At 67.4% G+C, this 12,460-nt stretch carries 14 protein-coding genes; 8 read left to right on the forward strand and 6 right to left on the reverse strand.

Annotated elements, in window-relative coordinates; genetic code table 11:
- The 4 genes from AC6H42_RS23940 to AC6H42_RS23955 form a co-directional block, all read left to right on the forward strand.
- Positions 1–597 (forward strand): alpha/beta hydrolase (locus AC6H42_RS23940; RefSeq protein ID WP_497549113.1); only part of this gene is annotated, 597 nt, incomplete at its 5' end.
- A 3-nt stretch (positions 598–600) separates the two neighbouring features.
- The gene (locus AC6H42_RS23945) at positions 601–921 is read left to right on the forward strand and encodes a hypothetical protein (RefSeq protein ID WP_057153290.1); all 321 of its coding nucleotides are present in this window, start codon (positions 601–603) and stop codon (positions 919–921) included.
- Entirely contained in the window at positions 918–1,196 is a 279-nt protein-coding gene (locus AC6H42_RS23950; RefSeq protein WP_497549114.1) for a hypothetical protein, read from the forward strand. The genes AC6H42_RS23945 and AC6H42_RS23950 overlap by 4 nt, the downstream gene beginning before the upstream one ends.
- A 7-nt stretch (positions 1,197–1,203) precedes the next feature.
- Complete coding sequence (locus AC6H42_RS23955; protein WP_497549115.1) at positions 1,204–2,817, forward strand: PepSY-associated TM helix domain-containing protein; 1,614 nt, start codon at positions 1,204–1,206, stop codon at positions 2,815–2,817.
- 129 nt (positions 2,818–2,946) lie between these two features.
- On the opposite strand, the gene AC6H42_RS23960 is transcribed toward AC6H42_RS23955, so the two are convergent.
- The 4 genes from AC6H42_RS23960 to AC6H42_RS23975 all read right to left on the reverse strand — a co-directional run bounded on the left by AC6H42_RS23960 (position 2,947) and on the right by AC6H42_RS23975 (position 5,955).
- On the reverse strand, positions 2,947–3,528 hold the full coding sequence (locus AC6H42_RS23960) for a TerD family protein (protein ID WP_057153287.1): 582 nt from the start codon (positions 3,526–3,528) through the stop codon (positions 2,947–2,949).
- A gap of 17 nt (positions 3,529–3,545) precedes the next feature.
- Positions 3,546–4,241 carry a TIGR00266 family protein gene (locus AC6H42_RS23965; protein WP_057153286.1) on the reverse strand — a complete coding sequence of 232 codons (696 nt, stop codon included), beginning with the start codon at positions 4,239–4,241 and terminating at the stop codon, positions 3,546–3,548.
- 2 nt (positions 4,242–4,243) lie between these two features.
- Entirely contained in the window at positions 4,244–4,819 is a 576-nt protein-coding gene (locus tag AC6H42_RS23970; RefSeq protein ID WP_057153285.1) for a TerD family protein, read from the reverse strand.
- An 89-nt stretch (positions 4,820–4,908) separates the two neighbouring features.
- Positions 4,909–5,955, reverse strand: coding sequence for a DUF475 domain-containing protein (locus AC6H42_RS23975; RefSeq protein ID WP_057153284.1), 1,047 nt, complete (start codon positions 5,953–5,955; stop codon positions 4,909–4,911).
- Positions 5,956–6,057: 102 nt separating this feature from the next.
- Here AC6H42_RS23975 and nhaR point away from each other — a divergent pair, with 102 nt between their 5' ends.
- Positions 6,058–6,978 carry a transcriptional activator NhaR gene (gene nhaR, locus AC6H42_RS23980; RefSeq protein ID WP_057153283.1) on the forward strand — a complete coding sequence of 307 codons (921 nt, stop codon included), beginning with the start codon at positions 6,058–6,060 and terminating at the stop codon, positions 6,976–6,978.
- A gap of 15 nt (positions 6,979–6,993) precedes the next feature.
- Here nhaR and AC6H42_RS23985 read toward each other — a convergent pair whose 3' ends face one another.
- Positions 6,994–7,875, reverse strand: a complete 882-nt coding sequence (locus tag AC6H42_RS23985; RefSeq protein ID WP_497549116.1) for a LysR family transcriptional regulator — start codon at positions 7,873–7,875, stop codon at positions 6,994–6,996.
- 118 nt (positions 7,876–7,993) lie between these two features.
- On the opposite strand from AC6H42_RS23985, the gene AC6H42_RS23990 reads away from it, so the two are divergent.
- Positions 7,994–9,157, forward strand: coding sequence for an MFS transporter (locus AC6H42_RS23990; RefSeq protein WP_497549117.1), 1,164 nt, complete (start codon positions 7,994–7,996; stop codon positions 9,155–9,157).
- A 4-nt stretch (positions 9,158–9,161) separates the two neighbouring features.
- On the opposite strand, the gene AC6H42_RS23995 is transcribed toward AC6H42_RS23990, so the two are convergent.
- On the reverse strand, positions 9,162–9,836 hold the full coding sequence (locus AC6H42_RS23995) for a TetR/AcrR family transcriptional regulator (RefSeq protein WP_057153280.1): 675 nt from the start codon (positions 9,834–9,836) through the stop codon (positions 9,162–9,164).
- 122 nt (positions 9,837–9,958) lie between these two features.
- On the opposite strand from AC6H42_RS23995, the gene AC6H42_RS24000 reads away from it, so the two are divergent.
- Entirely contained in the window at positions 9,959–10,966 is a 1,008-nt protein-coding gene (locus AC6H42_RS24000) for an HlyD family secretion protein (protein ID WP_497549118.1), read from the forward strand.
- A 14-nt stretch (positions 10,967–10,980) separates the two neighbouring features.
- Positions 10,981–12,460, forward strand: a 1,480-nt coding sequence (locus AC6H42_RS24005) for an ATP-binding cassette domain-containing protein (protein WP_497549119.1), incomplete at its 3' end; no start/stop codon positions are given.

The raw sequence follows: 12,460 nt of genomic DNA on the forward strand, positions 1-12,460 counted from the left end.
GGCGCGCCCGGCCGGCCGGGCGCGGCGGACGCAGGCAAGGAAGGCGGCGCTGCGCGCTTCCTGGACTTCATCAACCTCGAACTGAAACCGCTGGTGCAGCAACTGGCGCCGCTCGACCAGCAGCGGCAGGCGCTGTTTGGGCATTCGTACGGCGGGCTGTTCGTGCTGCACACGCTGTTCACCCAGCCGGCCTCGTTCCAGACCTACATCGCCGCCAGCCCGTCGATCTGGTGGCGCGAGCGCTACGTGCTCACGGGCCTGGCCGGACTGGCGCAGCGCAGCGGCGGCAAGCCGCAGCTGCTGATCACCGTGGGCGAACTGGAACAGGCCGCACTGCCGCGCGCCTCCGGCGCACCGGCAGCAGGCAGCGCGGCCAACGCCGCCACAGAGCGCAATAAGGCGCTGATGGAGCGCCGCATGGTCGGCGAAGCCCGCCAGCTCGCCGCCGCGCTGCAAGCCGCGCAGCCGGCGCAGCCAGGGCAACCGGGACAGCCGCGCGCTCTCTCGCGCGTGCGCTTCATCGAACTGCCCGGCGAGAACCATGGCTCCGCCATGTTCCCCGCCCTGTCGCGCGGGCTTGAATTTTTCCTGGAGTAAGCCATGGACCGTATCCTGCTTGCCTTCGCGCTGGCGGCCAACACCGCCGCCGCGTGCGGCTACTACCTGTCCGCGCCGCGCCAGCAATGGCTGGCGCAAGCTCCGTCCGCAGGCGTCGTGCGCGCGCTGCGCCTCGGGTCCAGCGCCCTGCTGGCGGCGGCGCTGTGCTTCTGGCTGAGGATGGCGCACCTCTCCACCGCGCTGTTCGCGGTGCTGAGCATCACCATGCTGCTGTTCGCCGTATTGCCCTACCTGGCGGCCTGGCGCACGCTGCGCAGCGCGGCCAGGGCGGGAGCGGGGACAAAGCGGAGTACCCAGCCATGATCCAGCGCGACTGGTTCAGCAAAACCCTGGCCGGGGTGGTGCTCGGCTTCGGCCTGGCGATCGCCGTCAGCGGGCTGTTCGCCTGGCTCACGCCGGGCGGCGCCATGCACCCCAACAAATTCCAGGCCACCATGTGGCTCACCGCGCCGGTATGGAGCGGCGTGCTGAGTTTGGTCTTCCTGTTCCGCAGCGGCGCGCGCGCCTGGCTATGGCTGGGCAGCGCCAACGCGCTCGCCTTCGCCGCCCTCGCCGCCTGCCGCCATTACCTATCCTGAGCCTGCCATGCGCGCCGACGTCATACGAGTCTACAAATCGGTCCACACCTGGACCGGCATCCTGAGCGCCTTCGCGCTATTCATCGCGTTCTATGCGGGCGCGCTCACCATGTTCGAGGAGACGCTGTCGCGCTGGTCCAATCCGCCCGCCGCCACGGCTGCCCCGCCGCTGGCGCAATCGGCCGCGCTGATCGAGCAGACACTGGCCGCGCGCAAGGACGCCCGCAAGGAATTCACCCTGCACCTGGGCGACAGCGCCGAGATCCCTGCCCGCCTCACCTGGAAGACCGGCCGCGCCGACCGCATGCCCTGGTCGTCCGGATTCACGCCGGAAGGCGAGCTGGAACTGGTGCGCCTACAGCCGTCCGGCCTGGCCCAGTTCATCGACGACCTGCACCGCACGGCCGGCATTCCCGGCGACCACGAAACCGTGGAACTGCTGGTGGGCGCCATCTGCCTGCTGTATTCGGTGGCCCTGGTGTCCGGCCTGATTATCCTGCTGCCGTCGCTGGTGAAGGACTTCTTCGCGCTGCGCGTGGGGCGCAACCTCAAGCGCATGTGGCTGGACGCGCACAACGCCATCGGCATTGCCAGCCTGCCCTTCCACATCGTCATCGCGCTGACGGCCGTGGTGTTCTGCCTGCACGACCCGGTATACGACGTGCAGGACAAGGTAATCTACGGCGACAACATCGAAACCGCCTTCAAGAGCACCAGCATCTACCCGCTCAAGCCGGACGCCACGCCTACCGCCATGCTGGCGCCGCAGGAACTGCTGGCGCGCGTGCGCGCCTTCTCGCCGGAGTTCGAGCCGACCAGCATTCTGTACCGCGCGTACGGCACCGCAGGCGCCATGGCGCGCGTGGCAGGGCACGACAAGCGCTACATGGTGCGCCTGGAAGGCTTCTTGGTGATGAATGCCGCCACCGGCGAGATTCTCAACACCGCCTACTTCCCCGGCGCGCAGGGCAACTGGACCGCGACCGTGTCCTCCTTCTTCTCGCTGCACTTCGGCACCTTCGGCGGCGAGCCGGTGCGCTGGACCTATTTCGCGCTTGGGCTGGCGGGCGCCTTCCTGTTCTATTCGGGGAACCTGCTGTGGATAGAAACGCGCCGCAAGACCGCGCGCAACGGCAGCGGCCCGGTGCTGCAGCAGCGTTCGGCGCGCTGGCTGGCGGCAGGCACCGTGGGGGTGTGCCTGGGCAGCGTGTGCGGCATCTCGCTCACGGTGGCGGCGGCCAAGCTGCTGTACGGCCGCGTGCTGGACGCGAACGCCTGGCACTACACTGTCTACTACGGCGTGTTCCTGGCCTGCCTGGCGTGGGCCTTCTGGCGCGGCGCCGCGCGCGCCGGCATCGGGCTGCTGCGGCTAAGCGCCGCCACCGCGCTGGCGGTGCCCCTGGCCAGCCTGCACACCGCGTACGCCACGTCCTACGCCGGCTGGACCTACCGCCCCGGCGTCGATGCCAGCGCCGCCATCGCCGCGCTGGCCTTCGCCTGGATGGCCCGCGCCGCCGCCCGCCGCGCCCGTCAAGGCGCTCCCGACAGCGTCTGGTCCTTGCCTGCCGCGCGGCAGGCGGCCGATCAGCCGCGCCAGCCGCAATTCGCCCCACCAAAATAAAAAAACGGCAGCCTGAAAACAGGCTGCCGTGAAAAGGCGCGCGCCATGGGGAACACGCACCGGGAAGCAAACATCGGGTTGGGCGCCCCACAGACCGGCCTGCGGGGCGCCCGGTACTACACTTGCTCTTTACAGGTGCGGCGCGATCTGCGGCAGCAGGTCGTCGAAGGTGCGGCCGGTGCCGTTTTCACCGATCGCGTGCATCTTCCATTCGCCGTTGTGGCGGTACAGCTTGGCCATGATCTGCGCCGAGTGGTTGCCCTGCACCGACAGGTTGAAGCGCGCCACTTCCTTGCCGTCGGCCGCGTTGATCAGGCGGCAGTAGGCGTTTTGCACTTGCGCGAAGCTCTGGCCGGTGAAGCTGTTCACCGTGAACACGATGCTCTTCACGTTGGCCGGCACGCTGTTCAGCGCCACGGTCACCTGTTCGTCGTCGCCGTCGCCGGCGCCGGTGCGGTTGTCGCCGCTATGCACCACGCTGCCGTCCTGGCTTTTCAGCTGGCGGAACCAGATCACGTCCAGCGGACGGTTCTCGGTGTCGAACATGATGCACGAGGCATCCAGGTCCACCTCCGCGCTGCCGCCGCCGAAACCGAAGAAGCCTTTGCTCTTCACGGCGTCCCAGCCCAGTCCCATCACCACGCGCGACAGCGCGCTGCCCGCTTCCTTGTCCAGAGAGATCTTCTGGCCCTTTTGCAGATTAACTGACATATTCATTTACCTCCGAGTTATTGTCCGGTGCCGCGCACCCAGCCCAGGAAGCCCTGGCGGCTGCGCGAACACACCAAAATCTTGCCCTGCCCGGAAAAGCGCAGCACCATGCCCTCGCCGCTGGTCTGGCTGTTCACCAGGTTGCTCAGGAAGCCGCCGCTTTGCGAGGTCGCCACCGACATCTCGTAGCGCAGCGAACTGTCCCAGCACACCACGTGCGAGTTATCGATCGTCACGTCCTTGCCCGGCTCCACTTCCAGCTGCGAAATCGAACCGAAGCCCGATACCGCCAGCTGGCCGCTGCCCTGCGTCTCCGTGATGAAAAAGCCGCCGCTCTGCGCGAACAGCGCATTGCCCAGGCTCTGCGTACGCACCTTCAGCTCCACGCCGGAGGACGCGGCCACGAAAGCGCCGTCGCTGATCATGTACTGCCGGGGGCCGACTTCGACCACCTGCATCGCACCGGGCAGCGTGGGCGACAACAGGCAATCGCCGTTGCCGCGCACCGCCTCAATGTGCTGCTGGAAGAACGATTCACCGTTGGCAAAGGTGCGCATGATTGCGCTGCCGATACCGCCCGTGATCTTGCCCTTCAGCTCCAGCGGCGCTTCCATCATGACCATGGCGCCGGATTCGCAGTAGATCTTTTCGCCCTGACGCAGCGACACGTGCAGGAAGGGATCGACATCCCCTGTAACGGTGAACACCGGCATGGTTACACCGAAACGCCGAAGGACGACGCCAGCGCGCCCAGGCCGCCTTTGTAGCCCTGGCCGACGGCGCGGAATTTCCAATCGCCGCCGTTGCGGTAGACTTCGCCGAACACCAGCGAGGTCTCGGTCGAGCCGTCTTCGGACAGGTCGAAGCGGGCGATCTCGGTGTTGCCGGCCGCGTTCACGCAACGCACGAAGGCCTTCTGCACCTGGCCGAAGTTCTGGCGGCGGGCCTCGGCGTCGTGGATGGTGACGCAGATCGCGATGCGGTCCACTTCGGCCGGCACCTTGGACAGTTCGATGGTGACGGTTTCGTCGTCGCCGTCGCCGGCGCCGGTACGGTTGTCGCCCGAGTGCGTTACCGAGGTGTCGCTCGATTTCAGGTTGTTGTAGAAGATGAAGTCGTTGTCGGCGCGGACCTTGCCGTCAACCTTCAGCAGGAAGGCGGAGCTGTCGATGTCGAAAGCTGCGCCGTCCGTGTTGCGGATATCCCAGCCCAGGCCTACGACCATCTTCGACAGGCCCGGAGCTTCTTTGCTCAGATTAACGTTACCGCCTTTTTGCAGACTGATTGCCATGATTTGTGACTCCTAAAAGTTGTTGAACACCTTGCTGCATGCGCGGCGGGCCGGTGTTCTTTGGGCGCGCCGCGTTTCCTTTACAACGCTCAGGCAGCGACGCCGAGCGCTTCCTGCTGCTTGCGGTGGCGTACCGACGACCAGATGGACGCCACGATGAAGGCCACACCGATCAGACCCGTGAAGATCTCGGGAATGTGGAACTTGATGCTGGCGAGCATGATCACCGCCAGGATGCCGATCGCGTAGTGCGCGCCGTGCTCCAGGTAGACGAATTCATCCAGCGTGCCCTTCTCGACCAGGAAGATGGTCATGGAGCGCACAAACATTGCGCCGATGGCCAGGCCCAGCATGATGATCACGACGTCGTTGGTGATGGCGAACGCGCCGATCACGCCGTCGAAGCTGAACGACGCATCCAGCACTTCCAGGTACAGGAAGCCGCCGATACCGCCGCGCTTGACCATGTCGCCCACGTTGGTGCCTTCTTCTTCCGCTTCCAGCAGGCTGCTCAAGCCGTCAACCGCCACATAGATCAGCACGCCCCACAGGCCGGCGATCAGCACGATCAGCTTCTGGCCCTCTTCCACCATGGTCAGGCAGGCCATCAGCGCGCCGATGGTCACCATCACGGAGACCGAGGACATCTTGCCCAGCGAGCCGAGCTTCTTCTCGACGTTGCCCAGCCAGTGCGTTTCCTTGTCCTTGTCCAGCAGGAAGTTCAGGAACACCAGCAGCAGGAAGGCGCCGCCGAATGCCGCCACTTCAGCGTGGTGGTTGGTCAGGTGCGTGGAATACGCTTTCGGGTCGTTCAGCGCCAGCGTCCAGACTTCGGCCATGCTGATGTCGGCCGCCACGGCCACGATCACCAGCGGGAACAGCAAGCGCATGCCGAACACCGCGATGATGATGCCCACGCCCAGGAACAGCTTCTTCCAGAATTCGTCCCAGGTCTTCAGTACCGAGGCGTTGACCACCGCGTTATCGAAGGACAGCGATACTTCCATTACCGCCAGGATGGTGGCAATGCCCAGGGCCGTGAGCGCGCCGCCCCAGCCGGTATGCGTATAGCCCCACCAGCCGGCCACTGCCAGGCAGATGAAGGAGACAATGAATGACACTCTGAAGTGTTTCATCTGGTTTTTCCTTTCTTATTGATGAATGTCACGCAGTGTAGAGAATTCCATACCATTTAAAAATAGAAGATAATCGAAGTATTACTTCGTAAAAGCAGAACCATGAAAACAGCCGGCATCAATTTCAGACACCTTTTCTTCTTCTGGAACGTGGCCAAGGAAGGCAGCGTCACGCGCGCCGCGGAGCGCCTGGGCCTGGCGGTGCAGACCGTCAGCACCCAGCTGTCGCAGCTGGACCAGCAGCTCGGCACGGTGCTGTTGACGCAGCAGGGGCGCCGCCTGGTGCCGACCGAGGCGGGCCGCGTGGCGCTCGACTATGCGGACCAGATCTTCCAGCTGGAGGACCGGCTGCAGCAGGCGCTGACCGACGTGGACGCCGGCCGCATGCGGCTGGCGGTGGGCATTTCCGACTCGCTGCCCAAGCTGGTGGCCTACCGCCTGCTGGAAATGACGCTGCACCTGGACAAGAAGGTCAAGCTGATCTGCATGGAGAATGAATTCGATTCATTGCTGGCCGACCTGGCCTTGAACAAACTCGATGTGGTGCTGACCGACCGCGCCGTGCGCGCCTCGCCCAGCTTGCGCGTGTTCAGCCACCTGCTGCTGGAAACCGAGATGCAGCTGTTCGGCGCGCGCAAGCTGGCCAGCAAGTACAAGCGCAACTTCCCCCACAGCCTGAACGGTGCGCCGCTGCTGCTGCCAACCCGCAACAACGCCCTGCGCGGCCGCATCGACGCGTGGTTCGTGCGGCATGGCGTGCGGCCGGACGTGGTGGGGGAGTTCGAAGACAACGCCATGCTGAACACCTTCGGCCGCAACGGCATGGGGCTATTCTTCGCCCCCTCGGTGCTGGCGCACGACATCCAGGAACAGTTCGGCGCCCTGCACGTGGGGAACGCGCCGGAACTGCGGGAGCAGTTCTACGCCATTTCGAACGAGCGCAAGATCAAGCATCCGGCGGTGGAAGCCATCCTGGAACAGCTGCACACGGGCGCGTTCAGCAGCGATCCGCCGGCGCCCTGAGCCAGGGACGCGCTGCTACAGCCCGCGCTCGGCCATGAAATCGATGAAAGCGCGCAGCCGGGGTGTGAGGTGGCGGCCCGATGGCCACAGCAGGCGGAAGGTAATGGTGCGGTCCACATACTCGTCGAGCACCGTGCGCAGCGTGCCGGCCGCCAGCTCGGCGCGCACCGCGAACGCCGGCAGGCAGGCGATGCCCAGGCCCTGCAAGGCGAACCAGACCCGGGTTTCGGCGTTATCGCAGATCATGGAAGTGGGCAGGCGCAGTTCCGCTTCGCCTTCCGCGCGCAGCAGCGGCCACACTTCCAGCTTGCCCGAGTTCGGATAGCGGTAATGCATGCAGGGATGGCCGGGCAGGTCGGCCGGGCGCTGCGGCGCGCCGTGCTGCGCAAAGTAGGCCGGCGAGCCGACAATGACGGTGCCGAAACTGCCCAACTGGCGCGACGACAGGCGTGAATCGAGCAGCTCGCCGGTACGCACCACCGCGTCGTAGCCCTCCTCCACCACGTCCACCATGCGGTCCGTAAAGGACAGGTCCAGCTCCACGGCGGGATAGGCGCGCATGAAATCGGCCAGCAGCGGCAACACCAGCCCGCTCACCAGCGGCAAGCTGACGCGCAAGCGGCCCGTGGGCAGGGTGGCCGACTGCGACAGTTCCTGCTCCGCCGCCTCGATCTCGGCCAGCACGCGGCGGCTGCGCTCCAGCAGCATCCTGCCTTCCGCCGTCAAGGTCATGCTGCGCGTGCTGCGGTGGAACAGCCGCACGCCCAGGCGCTCCTCCAGCCGCGCCACGCTCTTGCCGATGGCAGACGCGGAAATGCCCAGCGCCCGGCCGGCCGCCACGAAGCTGCGCGTCTCGGCCACCTGCACGAACACGTTGAATCCGCTCAGACTTTCCATTTCCGCTTCCACCCCCGATTCAGGACAGAATTGTCCTCAAAGTCCGGAAGTCTAGCCCACTTTTTCTCGGCACGCAGCGCCGCTACTGTGGGCGGGTCTTCAACCACAGGGCTACACCATGCGCAAATCCGATTCCCCCTTCCCGCTTTCCGGCCTGCTCGCGCTGGCCATGGCGGGCTTCATCACCATCCTCACCGAGGCGCTGCCCGCGGGCCTGCTGCCGCAGATGGGCGCCAGCCTCGAGGCCAGCGGCGCCATGGTAGGCCAGCTGGTCACCAGCTACGCGCTGGGCTCCCTGCTGTGCGCCATTCCGCTCACCGCCGCCACGCAGGGCCTGCGCCGCAAGCCGCTGCTGCTGGCCACCATCGCCGGCTTCGCGCTGGTCAACGGCGTCACGGCGCTCTCCACCAGCTACGTGCTGACCCTGGCGGCGCGCTTTGTCGCCGGCGTGTTCGCCGGCATGCTGTGGGCCCTGCTGGCCGGTTACGCCGTGCGCATGGTGGCGCCGCAGCACAAGGGCCGCGCCATGGCGGTGGCCATGGCCGGCATACCGGTGGGACTGTCGCTGGGCGTACCGGCCGGCACGCTGCTCGGCGCCACGCTGGGCTGGCAGTACGCCTTCGGCATCATGAGCATGCTGGCGCTCGCGCTGATCGCGTGGGTCACGGCGGCCGTGCCGGACTTCCCCGGCCAGAGCGGCGCGCGCCGTGCGCCGGTGGGCCAGGTGCTGGGCATCAGCGGCGTCAAGGCGGTGCTGGCCACCACCTTTGCCTACGTGCTGGCGCACAACATCCTGTACACCTATATCTCGCCCTTCCTGGCCCCGGCCGGCCTGGAGCGCAAGGCGGACGCGGTACTGTTCATCTTCGGCGCCGCGTCCATCGCCGGCCTGTGGCTGGCAGGCCTGCTGATTGACCGCCGCCTGCGCGCGATGGTGCTGGGCAGCACCGCGGCGTTCGGGCTGGCGGCGCTGGCACTGGGGTTGTGGGGCACGCATCCGGCAGCGGTGTATATCGCAGTGGGCGTATGGGGCCTGGCCTTCGGCGGCGCACCGACCTTCTTCCAGACCGCGCTGGCCAATGCGGCGGGCAGCTCGGCCGACGTGGCGCAGTCGCTGCTGGTCACCAGCTGGAACCTGGCCATCGCCGGCGGCGGGCTGTTCGGCGGCTTGCTGCTGAGCGCAACGGGTGCGTGGTCGCTGCCCTGGACCTTGTGCCTGCTGCTGGCCGCCGCGCTGGCAATTGCGGCGCACTCGAAGCAGCACGCCTTCCCGGCCCGTTGAGCAGTCAGGCGCGGTACTGCGCGCCGAGGGCGTCCATGCCGGCCAGCGCGTAGCGCAGCAGGTCGTCCGCCAGCTGGGCGGGTTCGCCGCCCAGGCCGGGCAGCACCTGGGTGCGCAGCTCGGCCGGAGCCAGCAGCATGGCCAGGCACGGCGCCACCGTAAAGAACAAGCTGCGCTGCATGGCCGGGTGCGTGGGCGGCAGCCCCACGATCTGGCTGACGATACCGATCAATATCCCGGCCTTGGGCGCGATAGCCTGCTGCACCAGCGCCGCCGCGTGCTCGCTGGGCGCCAGCAGCTCGCGCACCACCACCCGGCTGCCCCAATGCGCGCGCGGCCCCGTCACATGCTCGACGATGCGGCTGACGATGGCGCGCAGCTTCTGGCGCGGATCGCCCGGACCGGCGGCCAGCGCCTGCATCTCCTCCAGCCGCAGCAAATGATTGTGCGCCTCCACCAGCACCGCCTCGTACAAGCCGCCACGGCTGCCGAAGTGATAGTTCACCGATGCGATGTTGACCCCGGCGCGGGCACATATTTCCTTGCTGGTGGCGTCGGCGTAGCCACGCTGCGCGAACACCTGCCCGGCGACATCGAGGATGGCGCTGCGGGTGGCGTCGCCGTCCGAGCGGGCGGCGCGCAGCGGCGCGGCAGTTGGTTTAGGCTTGACAGAGGACATGGGGCGATATTGTAGGGGAAGGCGCGCGGGAACGAACAACACCGCACATTTTCCAATAATTTAAATTCAAATTTAAATTTGATATAGAATTCTCGCATACTTTGCGCGCTGGAGAACTGCATATGAACAAAAAGATCATCCTCGTCACCGTGCTGGTGCTGTCTGCCGCAGCAGCGGCGTGGTACGCCAGCCGCCCCTCCCCTGCCGACACGGCATTGGTCCTGTACGGCAATGTGGACGTGCGCCAGGTATCGCTGGCGTTCAACGGCAGCGAACGCATCGCCAGCCTGGCAGTGCAGGAAGGCGAGCAGGTAAGCGCCGGCCAGGTGGTGGGCAAGCTCGATACCACCACGCTGGAGTTGCGCATCGCCGAGTCGCGCGCGCAGGCCAACGCGCTGGAGCAGACGCTGGCGCGGCTGCGCGCCGGCAACCGGCCGCAGGAAGTCGGCCAGGCGCGCGCGCAGACGGCGGAAGCGCAGGCCGAGGCGGACGTGGCGGCCAAGAGCTTGGCGCGCCTGCAAGGGCTGGTGCAAGGACCGGTGGGGCGCGCGGTGAGCCTGCAGGACGTGGACAACGCGGCGGCGCGCAGCAAGGCGGCGCAGGCGCGGCTGGAAGGCGCGCGCAAGGCGCAGGAGCTGGCGCAGGCCGGCGCGCGCAAGGAAGACATCGCGCAGGCGGCAGCACAGCTGGAAGCGGCGCGCGCACAAACAGCCGTGCTGGCGCAGCAGTTGAAGGAGGCGGAACTGCGCGCGCCCATCGCCGCCGTGGTGCGGGCGCGCCTGATGGAAGCCGGCGACATGGCTTCGCCGCAGCGGCCGGTGTACACGCTGGCGATCACCGATCCCAAATGGGTGCGGGCCTACGTGCGGGAGACGGAACTGGGCCTGGTCAAGCCCGGCATGGCGGCCAGCATTGCCATCGACAGCCTGCCCGGCCAGGCGATCGCGGGCAAGGTCGGCTACATCTCGTCGGTGGCGGAGTTCACACCGAAGACGGTGCAGACGGAAGACCTGCGCACCAGCCTCGTGTACGAGGTGCGCGTGCTGGCCGAGGACAAGGGCGACCGCCTGCGTCTCGGCATGCCCGCCACGGTGCGCATCGCGCGCCCTGCCGTGCAGGCGCAGAGATGACTGGCCTGGCGGCGATGGCCGGCGGCACGGCCGGCGCAGCAGGCCCTGCCCTGGTGGGGAGCGGCCTGCACAAGCGCTTCGTGACGAAAGAGACTGGCCGCGCGGTCGATGCCTTGCGCGGCGTGTCGCTGGAAGTGCCGGCGGGTGCGCTGACGGCGCTGGTGGGGCCGGATGGAGCGGGCAAAACCACGCTGCTGCGGCTCGCGGCCGGGCTGATGACTGCCACCTCGGGCCAGTTGCAGGTGCTGGGTATCGAGGTGGCGCGCCATCCGCAGCGGGTCCAGGACCGCATCAGTTACATGCCGCAGCGTTTCGGCCTGTATGAAGACTTGAGCGTGCAGGAAAATCTGGACCTGTACGCCGACTTGCACGGCGTGGAAGCGGGCGTACGGCGCAGCCGTTTCCAGCGGCTGCTGCACATGACGGACCTGGAACGCTTCACGGGCCGCCTGGCAGGCCAGCTGTCCGGCGGCATGAAGCAGAAGCTGGGGCTGGCCTGCACGCTGGTGCGTTCGCCCGAACTGCTGCTGCTCGACGAGCCTACCGTGGGCGTGGACCCGCTATCGCGGCGCGAACTGTGGGACATCGTGCAGCAACTGGTCTCCGAACAGGGACTGACCGTGGTGATCAGCACGTCCTACCTGGACGAGGCGGAGCGCTGCGCGCACGTGTGCGTGCTGCACGAGGGACTGGTGCTGGCTTCGGGCACGCCGGAGTCCATCCGCTGCCGGGCGCAGGGCATGTGCCATATGGCCACGCCGCCGGCCGGCGTCACTGCGCGCGCGCTGCAGGCAAGGCTGCTGGATGCCGGCGCCAGCATCGTCGACGCGGTACCGGAAGGCGGCCAGGTACGCTACATCCAGCGCAGCGGCGCCGCGCCGCGAAGCGTGGCCGCGCTGCTGGACGGCGCAGCCACCACCCCGGCCGAGGCGCGCCTGGAGGATGGGTTCATGCTGATCCTGCGCGCGCAGGAGAGTGGCACTGACGGCCGCGGTAACGGCTGCGGTGGCGGCGGGCAGGGGCGCTCAGCGGCAAGCGGGGACCACGCGGTGCGGGACGCCGGCAACGCAGCGCACCCGGGCGGCGCAGCGTTGGCACCGGCCCAGGTGCAGGTGCACGCGCCGGCCGGCGGACCGGTGATCGAGGTGCGCGACCTGGTGCGCAAGTTCGGCGATTTCACAGCGGTTTCCAGCACCAGCTTCAGCGTCGCGCGCGGCGAGATCTTCGGCCTGCTCGGCCCCAACGGCGCCGGCAAGACCACCACGTTCCGCATGCTGTGCGGCCTGCTGCCCGCAAGCAGCGGCACGCTGCAAGTGGCGGGCGTGAATCTGCGCCATGCCCGTGCCGAAGCGCGCCGCAAGGTGGGCTACGTGTCGCAAAAATTCTCCCTGTACGGGAACCTGACGGTGGCGGAGAACCTGAAGTTCTTCGGCACCGCGTACGGCCTGCACGGCGAGCACCTGCGCCGGCGCAGCGGCGAGGTGCTGGCGCAGT

It is taken from the genome of Massilia sp. NBRC 108631 (genome assembly GCF_059704565.1).